Genomic DNA, 20165 nt, shown 5'->3' with positions numbered 1-20165 from the left:
GATGGCGAACGAAGTCACGATGCCGCCCCGGGCGCAAGAATGGTGATGTCGACACGGCGGTTCTTCGCGCGGTTTGCGGGCGTGTCGTTGGGCGCGATCGGCTCGGTGTCGCCGCGGCCTTCGGCGGTGAACCGGCCAGGCGACCCCGCGCGCGCGGCCAGCATGTCTTTCACGACGTCGGCGCGCGCTTGCGACAGGTGCCAGTTCGACGGAAAGCGTGCCGACAGCAGACGCTGGTTGTCCGTGTGTCCCGCGACGACGACGTTGCCCGGCACATCCTTCAGCGCATCGCCGATACGCTGGATCAACGGCAGATAGCTCGACGTGAGTTCGGCGCTGCCCGACGCGAAGAGCCCGTCGCCGTTGATCTCGACGATCGTCCTGTCCGGCTTTTCGGCGACGCGGACGAGCCCTTGCGCGATCTCGGGCGCGAGGAACTGCGACAGCTTCGGCGCAAGCGCGGGCGGCGGCGCGGCTTTCGCGGCGGCGAGCGGCGGTGGCGCGACGCGCACGCCATGCAACGCGGCGAACACGCGGTCCGACTCGTCGTTCAGACGCAGGCTCAGCACCAGATGCACGCCGACGAGCAGCACGCACGCGACGGCCGCCGCGACCCACAGCGGCACCAGTTGCAACAGCGGCTTGCGCTCCGCCTTGATGGGCAGCCAGTGCACGGACAGATCGCGTTCGGCGGCGCCGCGTTGCGAGCGGATCATCGTTTCGAGCCGTTCGCGGATCGTGTCGAGTTGCGTGCGACCGCCGTCGATCAATCTATAACGGCCTTCGAAGCCGAGCCCGAGAATCACGTAGATCAGTTCGAGCACGTCGACATTCGCGGCCGGGTTCTGCGCGAGCCGCTGCAGGATCAGGAAGAAGCGCTCGCCGCCCGACGCTTCGTTGTGAAACGTCACGAGCAGGCTGCGGCTCGCCCACATGCCCGCGCCCCACGGCGTGCTCGCAATCGACTCGTCGAGGAACGTGCACAGGCAATAGCGCGACGCGCCGAGCTTCTCGTCGTCGATGCCGCTCGCGCGCCCTTGGGTTTCGAACGTGCGCATCATCTGGATCAGTTGAGTACGCAACTCCTCGACGTTCGGATGCGTCGGCAGCTGGCGCAGCGGCACGGCCAGTTCGAGTAGCGGATTCGCCGCGCGCAGCAGCGGATTGAGGCCGCCCGCGTTCGGCGCGATGGGCGCCGCGCTCGCGGCGGCCGCCACGAATGCGGCGCGCGCGCCGCCCGGCGTCGGGATCAGGATCGTCGCGCCGGGATCGTCGAGCGGGCCGCGCGGTTCATCTGGAGTCACGATGTCAGTCCTCTTCAGCGGCGGATGGCCCAAAACTCCATCGCCAGCCCCGGGAATTCGCCCGCGACGTGCAACGCCATGCCGGCGGACGTCGCGAACTGCTTCCACAAATCATTGCCGCGATCGAGCTCGAAGTACGTGAACCCCGCATGAAACGGCAACTGGCGTGGCGCGACGGGCAACGCGCGCAGCCCGATGCCGGGCAACTGCAAGTTCACGAGATCGCGAATGCGCTCGATCGGTCCGATCTTCACTTGCGGCGCAAAGCCCGTCAGGATGTTTTCCGCGGGCATCTGCGCGCGCACGGCCAGCACGAACATCGCCGAAGCGAACAGGTTCTTGTCCGGCACGAGCGCGACACGCAGGCCGAACTTGCGCTCTTCGAGCGGAATCGGCACCGCGTGCGGGTCCATCACCATGCTGAGCGACGCGCGCAGATCGTCGATGACGGGCGCGAACGTTTCCTTGAGCCGGTCATGCCGGTACACGGGATACGCGGGCGGGCGCTTCGTCGGCTGGCTGAACGTGGCGAGCTCGCCCGCAAGCTGCAACGCGATCGCGTACAGCGTCTCCGGATGCAGCCCCGTCATCGTCGACAGATGAGCAGCGAGCGGCTCGTGCCGGTTGATCAGTTGCAGCAGCAGGAAATCCGCCACTTCCGCGACGCCCGTCACGCCCGGTTGCGCAAGACGCGCGGCCAGCGCTTCGCCGCGCTGATGCAGCAGGCCGACGAGATCGTCGACGAATGCGGCGAGCCGGCGCGCCACGCGATAGTCGAGACACGGCGGACTGTAGTCGCCTTCGAGCACGACGCGGTTATCCGGCAAGCGCTCGACGACGCGCGCGACGCCCAGCACCGCATACGCATTCGCCACATCGGGTTCGAGCGCGAGCCGTACGCGCAGCTTGCCGATCTGCATCAGCGCCGGCGCGGCATTCGGATCGTTGCTGTCGCCGATTTCGAGTTCGGACACGCGATGCCGCGCGAAATTTTCTTCGCTCCCGTCGTTGCCCGTTTCCGCGATGCCCGGCCTGCGCACGGGCAGCGCGAGTGCGATCAGCGTATTGCGCGTGCCTTCCGGAATATCGAGCGGTTCGGGCAGGTCGTCGTCGGCGGGCAGGTTGAACGGCGTGCCGTCGGGCATCACGCCCGCGCACGACAGCAGCGCGACCTTGCCGAGCTTCAGCAGCTGCTCGTCGATCTCGAGCGCCGTCAGCCCCCAGCTATACGGACGCAGTCCCGCAGCCCGCGTTTCCAGTTGCGTCTGCAAATAGCGGTCGTGCTGCTGCAGATGCTGCGGCTGCAGGAACATCCCCTCCGACCAGATGACTTTGCTGTTCCAGGACATGTTTGTTGTCGCTAGCTAGTGGCGTTCTCGTGGCGAAAATGATCAGCGCTTGTCTGACGGGTCTGTCTTGCCGTTCTTGCGCGCGGCGCGCAGCGCATCGATCTGCGCTTCGTACGCGTCGTTGAACGCGTTGCCGAACAGGCGCTGGAAGTCGTCCTGCGCCTCGCGCGCGACGCTCTCATGTCGTTCGACGAACAGGTCCCACAGCTTTGACTTGCGGTTGGACAGCACCTTGTCGATCACGCCGCCCTCCTTCAACTGCGCTTCGATCGTGGCGGGATCGAAGCGCCCGAGCACTTCCGCGAGCGCCGCGCGCATGCCGACGATCACGGCCAGTTCGTGCGACTCGATGTCGTCGAACGCGCGCTCCAGCGCCTGCGCCGGCGACAGATAACCGGCGCCGCGGCCCGTCAGCATCTGCGCGAGCGCGCTGTCGACATCGGGGAAAAACTTCAGCGGGTTGTTGTCTCGCGCGACGATCAGCGTGACGTCGAGACGCGCCTCGCGACGCGTCATCGAGCGCGCGCGCAGCACGGCCATCGTGCCGCGCAGCGCGTCGCGCAACATCGCGCCAACGAGACGCGCAAGATCAGCGGGCGGAAGATTGGGCGCGCGCGAAGGATCGAGGCCGAGTCCTTCGAGCAGCGCGGCGTATGCGTCGCCCGATGCTTGCGCGGCGCGCGGCGCTTCTTGTTCATTCGATGGTGCGGGCACGGGTGCTGGCGTGGGTGGCGTCATCGCGGCAGTGGTTGCGGCAGATACGGATGCTGGCGATGACGCAGGCGTTGGCGCTTGTTGTTCGAACACGGCTGTCGGCACGGGCTCACGCGCGACAGGCGCAGGAACGGGCGCGACCTCGGTGGGATCTTCGAGAGGCTCTCGCTGGGCGGGCTGCGCGAGAAGATCGTCGAATGGCGTCGCTGGGCCACTCGCGGCGGCATCGTCGAGCAGACTGGCTGGCAAGCCTGTCGGTCCCTGTTGCGCTAACGGTGCAGGCACGGCAGGCGTTGCAGTCTGAGCCGGATGCGCCGCAGCGTGCACAAACGCGGGCGTGGGTGGCGGCGCAAACACAGGTGGTGCGGGCGCGGCCACGGCAGGCGCGCCGCCAGGACGCGGCGACGACTCCCATTGCGCGAGCGCATCCGCGAGCGGATCGTAATCGGCGGGAATGCCTCCCGGCGACACAGCCGGCGCCGCGGACGAGCCCGACACGCCAGGCGGCACGAGAGGCACGGACGCCACAGGCGCGGAAAACGCCTGAAACTCCGGCGCGACATGATCGCTTTCAGAGCCCGCATAGCGCGGCCCCGATGCGAGCGGCTTGCGCTCGCCGAAGGCGGGCTGCCCGAGCGGATCGAGCGCGCCGAGGCCGAACGGATCGCCTTGCGCGTCGGCGGGCGACGGTTCTCCGAGCACCTTCACGGCCGCCAGCGGATCGGGCAGCCCCGCCCCTGTCATGCTGCGCGCGCCCGCAACGCGTTCGCCGATCGACACTTCGAGCAGATACGTGCCGATCATCAGCCGGTCGCCGCTCGCGAGCCGGGCCTCGCGCGTGCCGCCGAGCGCGCGCTGATTCAGCACGCTCGGATTGCTGCCGAGATCGCATAACAGATACTCGCCGTCACGAAACTCGATGCGCGCGTGCACGCGCGAAATCGCGCGCTGCTGATCGGGCAGGACCAGCGTGCAGTCGGTTGCGCGTCCAATGGTGCCACCCGCCGTGCCGAACTCGACTGCGATCGGCTCGGCGACAGGCTCGTCATTGAAGCGCGCGACGCGCAACGAAAGAACCGGATTGCTCACTTCTATCATCCCCTTGGCTTGTCGATCGGAGTCGGCGCTTTAGCTGTCGGCTGGAGTCAGTGCTTCAGTCATGCAGACCGCCTTACTCTGATCCCATGCAAATCGACCACGCACCCCATCATCACTTGAGCTTCTTCGTGCCATCATCAGCGTCCTTCGGATCTGTGGGCGCGGTGGGCGACGAGCCGCTGCCCGACCCCGCCGAGCCGCCCGAATTCAACAGGATCGGCGTGCCCGATACCGCGACGCTCGCCGGCCCCACCACGACAAACGCGCCCCCTGCCTTGAGCGTGATGCTCGCGCCCGCTTCGATCACGACATTCATGCCCGCCTTGATATGGATGTTCATGCCCGCGTCGATCGCATAGTCCATTCCGACTTTTTCCTGCAACTTCTGGCTGACGTTCAGCGAGTCGTTGCCCTGCACTTTTGCGTTGCGATCGCCCGTCACGCTGTCGTGCCGCGCGCCCGTCACCGCGATGAATTCGTTGCCCGTCACCTTCAGATGCCGATCGTTGCCGACGTTCGTCAGCATGTCGTTCTTGATCCACGTTTCATGGTCTTTTTCGGCGTGGAAGAACAGTTGCTCGCTGCCCTTCGTATCGTCGAAGCGCATTTCGTTGAACCCGCCGCCGCCTTTGGTCGAATTGCTCTTCAGCGTGGAAAGCGCGGCGTTCGCCGGCAGATCGTACGGCGGCATCGTGTTCGCGTTGTACACGCAGCCGGTGACGAGCGGCCGGTCGGGATCGCCCTCGATGAAATCGACGAGCACTTCCTGGCCGATGCGCGGAATGAAGAACGTGCCCCAGCGCTTGCCTGCCCAGTCGTGCGATACGCGCACCCAGCAGCGCTTCATTCTTGCGGCCGCATCGGCGGGCGGCGCGAACTGCTCCCAGTGAAACTGCACCTTGATGCGGCCATACTTGTCGGTGAGAATCTCGTCGCCGTCGGGCCCGACCACCATCGCGGTCTGCGGGCCTGCCACGACAGGGCGCGGCGTGATACGTTCGGCGCGGAACTGGTTTTCCTTGCGCAGCGCGGTAAAGCTGCAATCGAAGAACGGCAGCGCGCGCTTGTCGTCGCGGTTGTCGCGGCGATTGTCGTTGCGGTCGTCGTTATAGGTGGATACGTACGTGTCGGAATTGATTTCGTACTCCGCGCCGACCACCAGATAGTCGTGGTTCTGCGCATCGCACGCGTGACCTTGCAGCTTGAACAGGCCGCCCGGCCACACGCCGCGCGCGCTCGAACGTCCGCTGATGCTGTCGTTGCGGGCCTGGCGAATCTCGACGCCGACCTTCGCGTAACGGTCGCCGTCGCCGGACTGGATGTGGCCGCTCAGATGCTCCTGCATCGTGTACACGGGCGGATCGTAGACCTTCGGCCGCGTCGCGCGCGACAGCAGCCCTTGCTGGTTGCTCGACGACGGCTTCTCGAAGTCGTATTCGTTCACTTCGTACTTGCCCGTCTGCAATTCGGCACCCGACGACCACTGATAGACGCACTCCTTCTCGTGGCCCGGTTCGTACCAGCCGTCGTAGGCAATCGTCGCGTAGTGATCGATCGACGCATGCACGTCCGCCGAATCCGTCATCACGAGCGTGTGCTTGCCGCTCTCGTGCTCGAAGTAGTAATAGATGCCCTCGTGCTCCATCAGCCGGCTGACGAACGCGAAATCCGTCTCGCGATACTGCGCGCAATGCTCCAGCGACGGATAGGTCGCCGAGCATTTGTTGCTCATATCGATGTCGTAATCCTGCAGCACCTTCGCGATGATGTCGGGCACGGTCATCTCGTGGAAGAAGCGGCTGTGCGACGCGCGCGTGAGGAGCCACAGACGCGGCCGCACGACGGCCTCATAGCGCGCCATCCGGTTGCGGGTGCGATCGCCGGGCGCGACGATGCGAAACGCGGTGACGATGCCGTTGATCTGCCGCTCGCCGTCGGACGGCAGCGACACGGCAATCGAGATATCCTGGCCGAGCAGATCGCCCGGCTTCAGATCGTTGCTGGTGCTGAGCAGATCCAGATGAAACTCGCTGATCCGCCCGAGCGCCTCGTGTCCTGTCAGGCGCAGGAACAGCAGGTCGCTGCCGGCAGGCGCGCAACTGACGGTGATGTGGCGGAGCGGATCTTGCGTAGTCATGTCACGGAATCATCGTGTTGACAGTGGCCGGGTTGACGATGGTGACGACGCCGCCCCAGTTGCACATGCACTTCGAAACGTTGTCGAGCGACGGCTGGTTGCCCAGCAGCACGGTCGGCGCGCCCGTGACCCACGGCGTCGCCGTTGCGGGCACGCACGGCATCGGCGTGAGCACGCCCATCGCGGCAGCCGTCGCCGCGGCGACGGTCGGATTCGCGGGCGAGTTGCACATGCCGAACGGCATGATGTTGACCATCGGCACATGGTCCATGATGTTCGCGGCGGGCGGCCCTTCGCCCATCACGCGGTTCACGGGCAAGACGACGAGCGTCGAAGGCGCTGCGCCGAACGAGCACTGCAACGTTGCTCCCATGCTGACTTGCTGCGGCATATGCAAACTCCGTCTGAGTGCGAGCGCTCAATCGAACGTGTAGACGAACTCGCCGTCGCGCGCGCCGATCTGCACCTTCGATACCGTGGTGCCGTTCATCATCCGCGTGAGGAACTCGTTGCTGATGTGAGGCAACAGCGTGTTCGTCAGGATCGCGTCGATCATGCGGCCGCCGCTTTCCAGTTCAGTGCAGCGGCTCGCGATCAGCTTCACGACATCGTCGTCATACGCAAACGGAATCTTGTGCGTCGCGCGTACGCGCTTTTCGATCCGCCCCAGTTGCAAGCGGATGATCGCGCCGAGCATCTCGTCGGACAGCGGGTAGTACGGAATCACGACGAGGCGTCCTAGCAGCGCCGGCGGAAAGACCTTCAGCAACGGTTCGCGCAGCGCTTTCGCAATGCCCTCAGGCTCGGGCATCAGCTCGGGGTCCTTGCACAGGTTCGCGATCAGATCGGTGCCCGCATTCGTCGTGAGCAGGATCAGCGTGTTCTTGAAGTCGATCACGCGCCCTTCGCCGTCTTCCATCCAGCCCTTGTCGAACACCTGGAAGAAAATCTCGTGCACGTCGGGATGCGCTTTCTCGACTTCGTCGAGCAGCACGACGCTATACGGACGACGCCGCACCGCCTCCGTCAGCACGCCGCCTTCGCCATAGCCGACATAACCCGGCGGCGCGCCCTTGAGCGACGACACGGTATGCGCTTCCTGGTACTCGCTCATGTTGATCGTGATGACGTTCTGCTCGCCGCCGTACAGCACTTCGGCGAGCGCCAGCGCCGTTTCCGTCTTGCCGACGCCGGACGTGCCCGCGAGCATGAACACGCCGATCGGCTTGTTCGGGTTGTCGAGTCCGGCGCGCGACGTCTGGATGCGCCGCGCGATCATCTCGGTCGCATGTCCCTGGCCGATGATCCGCTTGTTCAGGTTTTCCGCGAGCTTCAGTACGTTCTCGATCTCGTTGCGAACCATCCGGCCCACGGGAATCCCCGTCCAGTCCTGCACCACGGACGCGACCGCCTGCTGGTCCACGGTCGGCAGGATCAGCGGGTCTTCGCCCTGATGCTGCGCGAGCTTTGCTTGCAGTTCGCGCAGTTCGGCAAGGCGCGCAGCACGCGCTTCGTGCGCGGCGGGATCGATGGATGCAGCGGGTTCGACGGACGCAGCGGGTCCGGCGCTGGCCGCGCCTTCGACCTTGCCTGTCTCGTTGCGCAGTTGCGCGCGCAACGCGAGGATGCGCTCGACCAGTTCTTTCTCGCCCTGCCAGCGCGCTTCGAGTTCTTCGAGACGCGCGCGCTCCGTCGTAAGTCGTTCGGTCGCCGCGGCAAGCCTTTCGCCCGTTTCGATACCGACAGCCGTCTCGCGCCCGATGATCGCGAGTTCCGTTTCGAGCGCGGCAATGCGCTTTCTCGAATCGTCGACGGAGGGCGGCGTCGCGTGCTGGCTCACTGCAACGCGCGCGCAAGCCGTGTCCAGCAGACTCACGGCCTTGTCCGGCAACTGGCGCGCGGGAATGTAGCGATGCGACAGCCGCACGGCCGCCTCCAGCGCCTCGTCGAGTACCTGCACCTTGTGATGCTTTTCCATCGTCGACGTGATGCCGCGCATCATCAGAATGGCCTTCGTCTCGTCGGGCTCGGGCACCTGCACGACCTGGAAGCGCCGCGTGAGGGCCGGGTCTTTTTCGATGTGCTTCTTGTACTCGGCCCACGTCGTCGCCGCGACGGTGCGCAGCGTGCCGCGCGCGAGCGCCGGCTTGAGCAGATTCGCGGCGTCGCCCGTGCCTGCCGCGCCGCCCGCGCCGACCAGCGTGTGCGCTTCGTCGATAAAGAGAATGATCGGCTTCTCGGATGCCTGCACTTCCTCGATCACCTGGCGCAGCCGGTTCTCGAACTCGCCTTTCATGCTCGCGCCCGCCTGCAACAGGCCGACGTCGAGCGTGCGCAACTGCACGTCGCGCAGCGTCGGCGGCACGTCGCCCGCGACGATGCGCTGCGCGAAGCCCTCGACCACGGCCGTCTTGCCGACACCCGCTTCGCCCGTGAGAATCGGATTGTTCTGGCGGCGGCGCATCAGGATATCGACGACCTGGCGGATCTCTTCGTCGCGGCCGACGATCGGGTCGAGCTTGCCGCTGCGCGCCTGCTCGGTCAGATCGGTCGTGAAGCGATTGAGCGCCTCCTGCTTGCCCATCGCGGCGGGCGGCACGGCGCCGCCACTATCGCCCGTATGAGGCGCGCCCGCTGCCTGGAAGCCGTCGCTCGCGCTCATGCCCGCTTCGGGCGAACCGCCGAGCAGGCTGTCAAACTCGTCGACGAGCGTTTCGAGCTTGACCCGCTCGAACTGGCGCGAGATGCCGTATAGCGCGTTGCGCAGCGACGGCGTCTTCAAGAGGCCGACGACCAGATGGCCCGTGCGCACCTGCGATTCGCCGAACATCAGCGAGCCGAACACCCAGCCGCGCTCGACGGCCTCCTCGACCTGCGATCCGATGTCGACGACGGAGCCCGCGCCACGCGGCAGCCGGTCGAGCGCATCCGTCAGATCGCGCGCCAGCGCCGAGGGCTCGACGCCGAAGTGCTTGACGATGCGATGCAGATCCGAGTCCTGCAATTGCAGGATCTGGTGGAACCAGTGCACGAGTTCGATATACGGATTGCCGCGCAACTTGCAGAACACATTCGCACTTTCGATCGCGCGATAGGCCAGCTTGTTCAGCTTGCCGAACAACGCTGCACGTTTGATTTCGGCCATTTTGCTAGTCCTTGGATGAGTGTTGGGGTTCCGGCTGGCGAGCGTGTGCGTCGCCGCGCCCGGGTTCGCCGGGCCGTCCGGACAACGAAGAGGAATGCAAAGCGGGATGCAGCCTGAGCTGACGCTGATCCTGCGCGGCGGGGCCGCTGAGCACCCAGCTCGTATAGCCGAGCCGCGCGCGTCGGCCTAGCGCGAGACGCGGCACGTCTTCCTGCTTGAGCCACAGGTTCAGGTCCCAGTCGAGACCGTCGCGCACGTAGTTGCGCACCCAGTCGGTCAGGCGGCGCAAGCTGTCGCCGCCTGGCAGGAAGCGCTCGTAATCGGCGAGCGTCAGCGGGCCGATGATGATACGGAACTTGTGCTGGCAGTCCCACACGCGTGCACCAAGCAGCGTCGATACGCCGAGCGCGGACGATCCGTCGCGCGCGCCCAGCCGCGAGAGCGTGTCGCGCGGCAATGGCATCCAGTGGCCGACCCATTGCTCGATACGCACGGGCAATTGGAAGAAGCGCTCAAGAATCAGTTGCAGGCCCGCTGCGGGACGCGTCGGTGCAGCGAGCAGTCCGGCGAAGTGCAGCTTCGCGAAATCGGGCACTGCGTCGCGCTCGCGCAGCGCCGCTTCGCCGAGACCGAACGTGCTGCCCACATACACCGAAAAGCGGTCGCGCTCCGGCCGGTCGAGACTCACGGTCGGCTGCGCGTTGGCCCACGCCCGATAGAACAGCGACACCATCCGGTGATGAAACACGTCGAGAAAGCGCGCGAACGTCGGGTCGTTCGCGTTGCGCGCGCGGTCGCGCACATATTCGGTCAGATGCACGGGCATCGGCCCGTTCGGCCCCAGCAGGCCCATGAAATTCACCGCGAGCCGCGCCGCGTGTCCGTCACGCGACGGGATCATCGCGGCGAGCGTCGCCGGATGAAAGATCAGCTCCGGCTCCTGCGAAAAACGCACGGCATCGTCGCGCGGGCGCAGCGATTCGCCGATGCGCGGCTTGTCGCGATGCGCGTTCTCGATGAGCCGCACGGCCTGGAAGAAATCGAAGCGCCATGCGTGTGTTTCGAGTTCGCGCAACAGAGTCAGAGCGTCAGGCATTGTCCGCCCCTCGCTGGCCAGCGCATGATCTCGCCGCGCGACAACGTTCTCACCACCGTCTCGGCGAACGAATTGATCGACACGTATTGCGCAAAGTAGTGCGACAGCACGGCGCCGAGCAGAAACGCACCCGCGCCTTCGAAGGCGGCATCGTCGAGCGTCAGCGTGATCGCGAGGCCCCGGCCGAACACGATCGGTCCGGCAAACGGCAGGCGTCGCGTCACGGAATGCGATTCGACGGAATGCACGCCTTCGATCATCCGCTGTGTCGCCGGGTCGCCGACGGGGCAATAGAGACTCAGCAGGTCACGCAACGCGCGTGCGCCCTCTTTCGCGTCGCTATCGACGAGCGACGCATAGTTCAGCGACAGATGGCTCAGCAGCCGCCATGCGACGGCGCCATGCGCATACGACGGCAGCGGGCGGCTCGGGCCGCTTACGCAGCGCACGCTCTCGACGGGCGCTTCGACATCGAGCGTGAAGTCGCTCGGGCCGCTGCCGATCGACAGCGTGAGCGGCAAGTCGCGATTCGTGCAGAGCACCTGCAATCCGAGCTGGCGCAGATCGCCGCGAAACGGCGCATTCGCCGCATCGACGAGCGCGATGAACGTCTCGCTGCCCAGATAGCTCGTGCGCGGTCCGCGTTCGGCCTGACGCGACGAGCGCAGCCGCTTCTCCCGCCGCACCTGGTAGTACGCGTTCGCGCCGTGGCCCGCGCCGAGGTCGCGCGCGTGATAGAACGCGTCGAACTTCTGCTCGGCGGCGGCACCCGCGCCATAGCCGGTGACTTCCTCGATCGAGTAGATCTCGAAGTCCATCGGCCGCGTGCGATCGGCGACCACGTGATATTCGAACTGCTCGCCGGACAGCGCGATGCGGTCCGTACGGCGCGGAAACAGATTGATCGCGGGGGTGCAGAAGAGCGCGAAGTTGGACGCGTCGAGCGACTGCTCGAGCAGCGGGTCGCCGCGCTTGAGCAACACGATCACTTCCACTTCGCTGTCGCCGCAACGGCGCAGCGCCGGCTGCAAGCCATCGATCGCGACGAACATGAAGCGCTGCGCGAACGCGAAATACTCCTGTAGCAGCCGATAGCCCTGGAACGACTGCTTGCTGATGGGCAGCAACGCTTCGTCTTGCGCAAAGCCGACGGGCGCGATGGCCGTCGCGGGCAATTGCGCATGCCACGTTGCGGGCCGCGAGACGGGCATCACGACGACACCAGCAGCGGAGCCGAGCAGGCGCTCATAGGTGCGGGTCGGCAAGGCGTCGGCGCCGCGCAGATACAGGGCCAGCCTGTCGAGCTTCAACTGGTTGATCTTGAGGCCACCCGTCGCGCGCAGCCGCAGTCGCAGGCCCGCTTTCACGCCGGGCGGCAGCGCGATGTCCGCGCCGCCGAGCGAGCCCGAATGCGTGAAGAACCTGGCATCGGCGATTTCGAGCGGCCACAGCGTGAGGTCGTGAGCGCTGCGATATTCGCAACGCGTCGAGCCATTCTTGTCGAGCACGCTGCGAAACGCGCTGCCGCGCGCGACCTTCACGCCTTCCGCGAGGCCGGGGTTGCTCAGATCGGGCCGGATCTGCACGACGGCCATCGATGGCGTCGGCGCGAGATAGTGCGGATAGACCAGTCCCGCGAGATGCTGCGTGAAGCGCGGAAACTCGGCATCGATCTTCATCTGCACGCGCGCGGCGAGAAAGCTGAACCCTTCGAGCAGGCGCTCGACATACGGGTCCGCGCATTCGAGGCTTTCCAGCCCGAGGCGCGCGGCGACCTTCGGATACTCCTTCGCGAACTCCCCGCCCATCTCCCGCAAGTGCTGGAGCTCTTCACTGTAGTACTTGATCAGTTCGGGGTTCATGAATTCAACGTGCCCCGCTCTGGTCGATCACTCTGATTTCGCCGGCTTCAAGATCGAGCTCGGTCCTGAAGTAGAGCCGCTCCGGATACGGCTGCGCCCACAAGTCGCCTTCGATCAGAAACGACACGGTATTGTGGCGACCCGTGGTTTCTTCGGCCTGAACGGCCGTCACGCGCACCGTGTCACGGATGATGCGCGGCTCGAATGCCCAGATCGCGTCGCGCACGTGCTTTTCGAGTTTCGCTGCATCGATGCCCGAAGCCGTCTTGCCCGCGATATCCGGAAAGCCGAAGTTCAATACCGACGTGCTCACATACGGATAACCCGACAGGTCCTGCACGGAAGCGAGTCCGTTGGCGTTCAGGAGCCACGCCAGATCGCGCTGCACGCTTTGACGCAGCGCGCGCATCGACAGCACGCGGCGCTCGCGAGCCTCCTGCTTCACCTCCGGCTCGTAGTCGGTCAGCCGGTCGAGCAGCGAGGGTTGCAGCCGGTCGCGCGTGCTCGATTCAGCCATGATCCGGTGCGGCGCCTGCGCCGCCCTCGTTGCCAGGCGGCGAGTCGACCGCCAGTTCGATCGTGCGGATATCGAGCAGCGCATAGTCGTTCACATCCGTCGTCAGCATCCGCTGTCCGACGGGGCGCGCCTCCGTCGCCTCGCCGCCGACCCATTCGGTCAGACGCGCGAGCCATAGCGCGTGGCTCTTGTGCGCCAGCGTGCCCGCATAGCGAGTCGGAATCAGCCCGGCCGCCTGGCCTTCGTTGGCCCATGTGAAGATCGCGGGTGTCCAGACACGGTCGCGCAGATCGACGGGCGCTTCGATCTCGATGCGCCTGATCCGGAAGAACGGCACCCAGTAGTAGCGGCCGTTGAGCACCGTTTCGAGCGTGGGTCCGAGCCGGCCGTCGGCATCGGCGATCCACTCGAACGGCTCGCCGTTGATGCTGCCCGAGGTGGTGGGCGCGTCGGCGAGCGCCTGTTCGCGCGCGGCCGTGGCGGCTGCGCCATCGCCCGCCGCATCGAGCCGCAGCGCTTCGACGAGCAACGCGAGCCAGCCCGTCGGCTCGCCGAAAATCAGCGGCGCGCGCGTGCCGTTGAAGACTTCCTCGCGCAGCGCTTCGCATTGCAACGCTTCGCGGTAGGTCTGCACCATCGGCAGCGCGGCCGCGTCGAGATCGCCGACGACATTCAGTTGCGTCAGCGCGCGGTCCCACGAGCCCAGCACCGCGAGCAACTGGAACAGGAACACGCGAAGAGACGCCTTCGACGGATCGTTGCGAACCTGCATCTGCAATTGGCGCAGGCTCTCGTCCAGATCGCCTCCACGCAAGCTTTCCTCTGCGGTCATGTCAGTTCGCTCCGTCAGGCCGGGTCAAAATCCAACTACGTGCAATTGCGTGCAACCGCGCGAGACCCGCATGCCATTGCCCACGCCATCGCGTTGCCGTGCCACAGCGCTGTTCGATTGCGGCACGGCACGCCGCCCCCGTCTAGTTGGTCGCGTCGTTCTTCGGAATGTCCCACTTCACCTCGACGACGCCGCCCTCCTTCGCTCCCTTCGCGTTTTGAGGCTGATATTCGACATGGAACTTCTCGAAGTTCAGCGTCACGTTTTCGGTGAAACGGTCTTCGCCACCCGAGCCGCCCGTCGAGTACGAACTGATCAGCAACGCGGTCAGCGTCACCTTGTAGTACTCCAGCGGGTTGTCGCCGCCCGCCTTGCGTACGGTCAGCACCGCCGATTCGATGTGCGAGCCCTTGCAGCAGGCCGCCATGATCGCCGGTGACGCTTTGTCGACGTATTTGGTGAACGAGAGGTCCTGCACGTTCACCTTGCCGGCGCCTCCGCCCGTTCCCATGTGCATCGTGCCGCTCTGACTCAGCCCCCAGCTCCACGCGAGCAATTCGATTTCTTCCTTATGGGTCTTGTCCTGGGACTCGCCCTTGATGTCGCCCAGCTTCATGAACATATCGACGGCCATGTTCTTCTCCACTCAAAAACGTTTCGTCGGTAACAACGGAATTCCGTCATGCCGCCTTGGCGGACGGAAGCTTCGAGACCAGCCGCAATGACACGGTCAGGCCTTCCAACTGGTAATGCGGACGCAGGAAAAACTTCGACGTGTAATAACCGGGGTTGCCTTCGACTTCTTCAATCACGACTTCGGCGGCGGCAAGCGGCCGGCGTGCTTTCGACTCTTCGCTGGAATGAGCAGGATCGCCGTCGACGTACTGAAGAATCCAGTTTTGCAGCCAGCGCTGCATGTCGTCCTTCTCCTTGAAGCTGCCGATCTTGTCGCGCACGATGCACTTCAGGTAGTGCGCAAAGCGGCTGCACGCGAACAGATACGGCAGACGCGCGGCGAGATTCGCATTCGCCGTGGCATCGGCATCTTCGTACTCGGCGGGCTTGTGCAACGATTGCGCGCCGATGAACGCGGCAAAGTCCGAGTTCTTCTTGTGCACGAGCGGCATGAAGCCGTTCTTCGCCAGTTCTGCTTCGCGCCGGTCGCTGATGGCGATTTCCGTCGGGCATTTCATGTCGACGCCGCCGTCGTCGGTCGGGAACGAATGCACCGGCAAGCCCTCGACCGCGCCGCCCGACTCGATGCCGCGAATCCGCGAGCACCAGCCGTACATCTTGAACGAGCGGTTGATGTTGGTCGCCATCGCGTAGGCCGCGTTGGCCCATGCGTATTTGCCGCTGTCTGCGCCGGCCGTGTCTTCTTCGAAGTCGAATTCGTCGACGGGGTTGGTCTTCGCGCCATAGGGCGCGCGTGCAAGAAAGCGCGGCATCGCGAGACCGATGTAGCGCGAATCTTCCGACTCGCGCAACGAGCGCCACGCGGCATGCTCGGGGGTCTGGAAGATCTTCGTCAGGTCGCGCGGATTGGCCAGCTCCTGCCACGAATCCATCAGCATGACGGCCGGGTCCGCGCCCGCGATGAACGGCGCGTGCGCGGCGGCGGAGATCTTCGCGATCTGGGTCAGCAGGTCGACATCGGGACCGCTGTTGTCGAAGTAATAGTCAGCGACGAGCGCGCCATAAGGCTCACCGCCGAACTGGCCGTATTCTTCTTCATAGAGCTTCTTGAAGAACGGGCTCTGGTCCCATGCCGTACCTTTGTATTTCTTGAGCGTTTTGTACAACTCGCCCTTCGAAATATTCATCACGCGAATCTTCAACGACTCGTCGGTCTCGGTGTTGTTCACGAGATAGTGCAGACCGCGCCATGCGCTCTCCACTTTCTGGAACTCTTCCGAGTGAATGACCAGGTTGATCTGATCGGTCAGCTTCTTGTCGATCTGCGCGATCAAGCCCTCGATGGTCGCGAGAACATCGTTCGAAATGACAGCGGTATCGCGCAGCGCCTGTTCGGCGAGCGTGCGCACGGCCGTCTCGACGGCTTCTTTCGCTTTCTCGCTTTTCGGCTTGAATTCCTTTTGCAGCAGATTAGCGAAGTCGCTCATTTCGAGCGTGCCTTCTGCCTGCTGCGCCTGCTCCTGGGGGGTCGGTTCGGCCATGGTCAGACTCCACTGTTGGTCGCGCTTATTCCTGTGGCTTCGGCGCGGATGCGAGCGATTGCAGCAAGGCCGGATCGTTCAGTACTTTCGCGATCAATTCCTCGGCGCCGGTCTTGCCGTCCATATAAGTCAGCAGGTTCTGCAACTGGCCGCGCGCCTCGAGCAGCTTCGACAGCGCATCGATCTTGCGCGCGACGGCGGCGGGAGAAAAATCGTCCATGCTCTCGAATGTCATGTCGACGGCGAGATTGCCTTCGCCTGTCAGCATGTTCGGCACCTGCACCGCGACGCGCGGCTTCATCGACTTGAGGCGCTCATCGAAGTTGTCGACGTCGATTTCCAGAAACTTGCGGTCCGCGACGGGTGCAAGCGGATCGGCAGGCTGCCCGGACAAGTCGGCCATCACGCCCATCACGAACGGCAGATGCACCTTCTTCTCCGAGCCATACACCTCGACGTCATATTCGATCTGCACGCGCGGCGCGCGATTGCGTGCAATGAATTTCTGGCTGCTTTCCTTGGCCACGACAGTTCCCCTGGTTGACGCCGCACCGTCGAAAGATGGGGCAGCGTATCAGTTGCGATGCGATCAACTCCCCACGACTATTCGTTCTCGATACCGCCAACCTGCCGGGCCTGGCCAAGACCTTCGGGCGCCAGGTCCTCGAGTATTTCCATGAAGTTCTTGTCCACGAGACGCCGCGCGCGGTTCAACAACAACGGCACCGGGCTCGACGGCTCGTGCTTCTGGTAGTAAGCGCAGATCTTGTCGAGCAGGCGGATCACGTCCTGCCGGCTGTTCACGTCGCCCGTCGGCGGCGCGCTCGTGCCCGCTCGCGCGGCCGTGCCTGCGGGCACGTCTGTCTCGCCGTCGCCCGCCGCTGCGTCGTTCGCAACTTGCGGCACGGCTTCGCCGACACGCTCGCCAAGAAATCCCGCCGCCTGTTGCAACAGACGCGACAACGGCGACAGGTCGATCGCCTGGGCCGTGCCGACGCGCTCCGTCAACAGCGTTTCGATACGCGTGTTGCTGGTGCGCGCGCCCTGCAACGCAGCGACGACGCGCACGGCATCGTCGCGCACGTCGGCGATCGCCGCGTCGATCGATGCGAGGGACAACGGTTCGACGCCCTCGGGCGCGGGCGCGTCGCCGTTCGCATATTCGATGTCCCGCAGTCTGACCATGCCATGCGAGCGCGAAGCGACAAGCGGCGTATCGCGCACGTCCAGCAGCATGCCGGATTGATCGACGAGGACGGTCAGTGCATTGATGCGCGCGGTCGGGTCGTTGTCGTCGTCGGGATCGAGTTGCGGATGGACATGATTCCAGTGCTGTTCGAGCAGCGCTTCGATCAGTGCAAGCCCTTCGGCAAGACCCTCGAAGCCCTGACGATGCAGCAGCGCGCGCGCAAGATGCGCGGCCACACGCAAGTCGCGGCTCTTGCCGAACAGTTCGAGAGAAAGCGACTGAGCTGTCTTCCAGTCCGGCGGCGTGGCAGCGACTACGGTTGCGCCGTACTGGACATCCGGCTTGCCGTGGACAGCCTGTTCGAGTTCGAGGAACAGCGGGTCGTATTCGACATCATCCCCACAAGGGCTTTCTGGTGAGATTTCGGCAAGCAGTACCCCGGCATCGAGCGTGGCCATTTCTTGTATTCGCTGCAGTCAGAGACGAATAGTTTTAGCGTGCTCGCTCTTCGCGACGACTCACGCCACGTTAACCGTCGAAACTGGACTTCCCCCGGATCGAATAGTCAATTTAATCAATTCGGATTACTTATGTATGGACGCGTTTATACAGCCACGATGCAACGCGGTCACTGCTGCGACAGACCGATACGAGCATAGCACGCAATCCTTAAAATTAAAGGACAGGTTCGATGCTCTCGCTTTTGTAAAGCCGATTCAAAAATTCAATTAAAAATGGCGTTTCTAAACGCCTTAAAAAAACGCAAGATGCGCATACGGTCTTGGTTTTGCATCGATCGCAACTTGCGCGTCACTCGGCGGCATTACCATCTAGTAAACGTTCGAGTCTCACGAAATTGAAAAAAAGCACGATTGGACGCAATAAGGTAAACCCTCATATTGGTTTTGGCCGGGCGTGTGCAATACCTAAGGCAGTACTTTTCGCACTATTGCGGTGAATACCTGTTTCCTCTATTAGTCGACGCTGAACGGCCACGGACCGATAGCCGTATGTCAGTTTCCCAGCTTCAAACGAACGGACGCTTTTCGGGTACTGAATCCGCACAGCGTGACGCTGTGCTCATCATGCGGGGTGACGTGTGACACACATAGAATGCGCACGTGCGGTCGACCGTGCTTGCGATGCGGCGTTGCCGGACTTGTGGCGGCGCCGTACATGTCTGAACCATGACGAAATGGCTTCGATGTATTTAATCGTTCGCCGCGCACTTCAGACGTATTACCCATTCGAATTACAGGCGCTAGGCGAAGACAAGGAAGAGTTGATCTCGCAGTTCATTTATTTCAAGGTTTTTCGTCTCGAAGCCGCGCATGCGCATCCGGAAGCGTTCCCACTACATAGCGCGCCGTCAAACGGTCATGCAGTGTGCGCATATTTTCGCCGTTATCTGATCGATTGCCTGCGCAATGCCGGTCATCAGCGCAACGTCGTGTTCGACAACGAAGACGTGCTGGCCGAGATCGAGCAACAGGCAGCCGTGCAAGGCGACCCAGTCGGCTCCGTGTTGCTGCAACACGGACTTGACGAGCGCATTGTGCGGGAATCGGCAGCGCGCTTCATTGCCGGGCTCGACAAAGTCGACCAGTTGCTGCTTGCAGGCAGCCTCGGCTGGCTCTCGAACGAAAAAGGCGGACTGGCGGAGATTGCCACGCGCTACAGGATCGCGTCGTATCACTATCGCGCCCGCAAGCTCGGCGTCACGCTGAAGAAAGGCTCGCTGCCCACCGATTTCGCCGCGACGAGCATCGGTCAGTGGATCGCGAAGACGCTCGGCATCGACATCGTCGCGGATAACAGGATCGCGATCCTGCTCGTGCTGGGCATCCTCGCCGAGCAGTCGCACGCGCCAGCGGCCGAGCCCGCTCCTGAGCGAGGCTTTCTGTGCGACTTGTCACAGCAAGCCTGACGGACCGCGGCGGCCGGCAACGCAACGAAGACTCGCTAGGCGACTGGTCGAGCGAGCGCCTTTACTACTGCGTGCTTGCGGATGGCGCGGGCGGACATGGCGGCGGCGATACGGCATCGGCGATCGTCGTCGATTCCGTACTTGCGGATCTGCGTTATCTGACCGTTGGCGAGTTGCCGCCGACGGGCCAGCGTCTCGTGAGCGCGCTCGCTCACGCGAACGACAACATCGTCGAAGAACAGACGCGTGGCGGCGCCGCGCTCAAAGACATGCGCTCGACGGCCGTGGTGCTCGCGATCGACTGCGAGCAGCGCACGGCGGCGTGGGCGCATTGCGGCGATTCGCGTCTCTATTGCTTCCGTAGCGGCAATGTCCGTGTGCAGACGCGCGATCACAGCATGGTTCAGGAAATGGTCGACGCGCGCCTGCTGTCCCCCGATCAGGCGCGCCATCATCCGCGCCGCAACGTGCTGCTCGCGGCGCTCGGCACGCGCGGAGATCTGCACATAACGGGTTCCACCGGCACCTTCAACCTGCTCGATCGCGACGCGTTCCTGCTGTGCAGCGATGGGCTGTGGGAGTACGTCGACGAAACCGGCATGTGCGAAGCGCTGCACAACGCCGCGACACCGGACGCCTGGCTCGACGCACTCGCCGCGCAAGTGCGCGCATCGGCGGATGCGAACCGCGATAACCTGAGCGCAATGGCAGTATGGATCGTCGACGCGGAAGACACGCAGGCCACCATATTGCAGACGAGCCGCGCGCCTTCATGACAGTGCGCATCGCGCCTGCCGTCGATCTCTACGCCAGCCGCC

General features: G+C 64.3%; 16 protein-coding genes. 2 read left to right on the top strand and 14 right to left on the bottom strand.

Going from position 1 to position 20165, the window contains the following annotated elements:
* Positions 1 to 14: 14 nt before the first annotated feature.
* The 14 genes from BN2476_RS01905 to tssA all read right to left on the bottom strand — a co-directional run bounded on the left by BN2476_RS01905 (position 15) and on the right by tssA (position 17878).
* Positions 15 to 1304, bottom strand: a complete 1290-nt coding sequence (locus BN2476_RS01905) for a DotU family type VI secretion system protein (RefSeq protein WP_087732483.1) — start codon at positions 1302 to 1304, stop codon at positions 15 to 17.
* 14 nt (positions 1305 to 1318) lie between these two features.
* Positions 1319 to 2653 (bottom strand): type VI secretion system baseplate subunit TssK, encoded by a 1335-nt coding sequence (tssK, locus tag BN2476_RS01900; RefSeq protein WP_087732475.1) that lies wholly within the window; start codon positions 2651 to 2653, stop codon positions 1319 to 1321.
* Between the two features lie 42 nt (positions 2654 to 2695).
* Positions 2696 to 4465 (bottom strand): type VI secretion system-associated FHA domain protein TagH, encoded by a 1770-nt coding sequence (gene tagH, locus BN2476_RS01895; protein ID WP_438942849.1) that lies wholly within the window; start codon positions 4463 to 4465, stop codon positions 2696 to 2698.
* Positions 4466 to 4577: 112 nt separating this feature from the next.
* Positions 4578 to 6602 carry a type VI secretion system Vgr family protein gene (locus tag BN2476_RS01890; protein WP_087732474.1) on the bottom strand — a complete coding sequence of 675 codons (2025 nt, stop codon included), beginning with the start codon at positions 6600 to 6602 and terminating at the stop codon, positions 4578 to 4580.
* 1 nt (position 6603) lies between these two features.
* On the bottom strand, positions 6604 to 6993 hold the full coding sequence (locus BN2476_RS01885; protein ID WP_087732473.1) for a DUF4280 domain-containing protein: 390 nt from the start codon (positions 6991 to 6993) through the stop codon (positions 6604 to 6606).
* A 27-nt stretch (positions 6994 to 7020) separates the two neighbouring features.
* Complete coding sequence (gene tssH / locus BN2476_RS01880) at positions 7021 to 9747, bottom strand: type VI secretion system ATPase TssH (protein WP_087732472.1); 2727 nt, start codon at positions 9745 to 9747, stop codon at positions 7021 to 7023.
* Positions 9748 to 9751: 4 nt separating this feature from the next.
* Positions 9752 to 10843 (bottom strand): type VI secretion system baseplate subunit TssG, encoded by a 1092-nt coding sequence (tssG, locus tag BN2476_RS01875; RefSeq protein WP_087732471.1) that lies wholly within the window; start codon positions 10841 to 10843, stop codon positions 9752 to 9754.
* The gene (gene tssF, locus BN2476_RS01870) at positions 10828 to 12705 is read right to left on the bottom strand and encodes a type VI secretion system baseplate subunit TssF (RefSeq protein WP_087732470.1); all 1878 of its coding nucleotides are present in this window, start codon (positions 12703 to 12705) and stop codon (positions 10828 to 10830) included. Before tssF ends, tssG begins: the two co-directional genes overlap by 16 nt.
* A gap of 4 nt (positions 12706 to 12709) precedes the next feature.
* Positions 12710 to 13222: a type VI secretion system baseplate subunit TssE gene (tssE, locus tag BN2476_RS01865; RefSeq protein WP_087732469.1), complete on the bottom strand. Its 513-nt coding sequence runs from the start codon at positions 13220 to 13222 to the stop codon at positions 12710 to 12712.
* The gene (locus tag BN2476_RS01860) at positions 13215 to 14054 is read right to left on the bottom strand and encodes a type VI secretion system accessory protein TagJ (RefSeq protein WP_087732468.1); all 840 of its coding nucleotides are present in this window, start codon (positions 14052 to 14054) and stop codon (positions 13215 to 13217) included. Before BN2476_RS01860 ends, tssE begins: the two co-directional genes overlap by 8 nt.
* A gap of 142 nt (positions 14055 to 14196) precedes the next feature.
* Entirely contained in the window at positions 14197 to 14688 is a 492-nt protein-coding gene (locus BN2476_RS01855; protein ID WP_087732467.1) for an Hcp family type VI secretion system effector, read from the bottom strand.
* A 46-nt stretch (positions 14689 to 14734) separates the two neighbouring features.
* Positions 14735 to 16231, bottom strand: coding sequence for a type VI secretion system contractile sheath large subunit (tssC, locus tag BN2476_RS01850; protein WP_087732466.1), 1497 nt, complete (start codon positions 16229 to 16231; stop codon positions 14735 to 14737).
* A gap of 25 nt (positions 16232 to 16256) precedes the next feature.
* Entirely contained in the window at positions 16257 to 16757 is a 501-nt protein-coding gene (tssB, locus tag BN2476_RS01845; RefSeq protein ID WP_087732465.1) for a type VI secretion system contractile sheath small subunit, read from the bottom strand.
* A 77-nt stretch (positions 16758 to 16834) separates the two neighbouring features.
* Entirely contained in the window at positions 16835 to 17878 is a 1044-nt protein-coding gene (tssA, locus tag BN2476_RS01840) for a type VI secretion system protein TssA (protein ID WP_087732464.1), read from the bottom strand.
* A gap of 737 nt (positions 17879 to 18615) precedes the next feature.
* Here tssA and BN2476_RS01835 point away from each other — a divergent pair.
* Both BN2476_RS01835 and BN2476_RS01830 read left to right on the top strand, forming a co-directional pair.
* Positions 18616 to 19347: a hypothetical protein gene (locus BN2476_RS01835; RefSeq protein WP_087732463.1), complete on the top strand. Its 732-nt coding sequence runs from the start codon at positions 18616 to 18618 to the stop codon at positions 19345 to 19347.
* On the top strand, positions 19323 to 20123 hold the full coding sequence (locus tag BN2476_RS01830; protein ID WP_087732462.1) for a PP2C family protein-serine/threonine phosphatase: 801 nt from the start codon (positions 19323 to 19325) through the stop codon (positions 20121 to 20123). Before BN2476_RS01835 ends, BN2476_RS01830 begins: the two co-directional genes overlap by 25 nt.
* Positions 20124 to 20165 lie beyond the last annotated feature (42 nt).

Origin of the sequence: Paraburkholderia piptadeniae, assembly GCF_900007165.1 — a bacterium.
GTDB classification, from domain to species: Bacteria; Pseudomonadota; Gammaproteobacteria; order Burkholderiales; family Burkholderiaceae; genus Paraburkholderia; species Paraburkholderia piptadeniae.
Note: the sequence above shows the minus strand (reverse complement) of the source record. Positions and strands in the feature narration are given on the sequence as shown.

Excerpts from the sequence above, each read along its gene's own strand:
- tssK (WP_087732475.1), bottom strand. The coding sequence starts at position 2,653 with ATGTCCTGGAACAGCAAAGTCATCTGGTCGGAGGGGATGTTCCTGCAG.
- tagH (WP_438942849.1), bottom strand. The coding sequence starts at position 4,465 with ATGATAGAAGTGAGCAATCCGGTTCTTTCGTTGCGCGTCGCGCGCTTC.
- BN2476_RS01890 (WP_087732474.1), bottom strand. The coding sequence starts at position 6,602 with ATGACTACGCAAGATCCGCTCCGCCACATCACCGTCAGTTGCGCGCCT.
- BN2476_RS01885 (WP_087732473.1), bottom strand. The coding sequence starts at position 6,993 with ATGCCGCAGCAAGTCAGCATGGGAGCAACGTTGCAGTGCTCGTTCGGC.
- tssH (WP_087732472.1), bottom strand. The coding sequence starts at position 9,747 with ATGGCCGAAATCAAACGTGCAGCGTTGTTCGGCAAGCTGAACAAGCTG.
- tssG (WP_087732471.1), bottom strand. The coding sequence starts at position 10,843 with ATGCCTGACGCTCTGACTCTGTTGCGCGAACTCGAAACACACGCATGG.
- tssF (WP_087732470.1), bottom strand. The coding sequence starts at position 12,705 with ATGAACCCCGAACTGATCAAGTACTACAGTGAAGAGCTCCAGCACTTG.
- tssE (WP_087732469.1), bottom strand. The coding sequence starts at position 13,222 with ATGGCTGAATCGAGCACGCGCGACCGGCTGCAACCCTCGCTGCTCGAC.
- BN2476_RS01860 (WP_087732468.1), bottom strand. The coding sequence starts at position 14,054 with ATGACCGCAGAGGAAAGCTTGCGTGGAGGCGATCTGGACGAGAGCCTG.
- BN2476_RS01855 (WP_087732467.1), bottom strand. The coding sequence starts at position 14,688 with ATGGCCGTCGATATGTTCATGAAGCTGGGCGACATCAAGGGCGAGTCC.
- tssC (WP_087732466.1), bottom strand. The coding sequence starts at position 16,231 with ATGGCCGAACCGACCCCCCAGGAGCAGGCGCAGCAGGCAGAAGGCACG.
- tssA (WP_087732464.1), bottom strand. The coding sequence starts at position 17,878 with ATGGCCACGCTCGATGCCGGGGTACTGCTTGCCGAAATCTCACCAGAA.
- BN2476_RS01835 (WP_087732463.1), top strand. The coding sequence starts at position 18,616 with ATGGCTTCGATGTATTTAATCGTTCGCCGCGCACTTCAGACGTATTAC.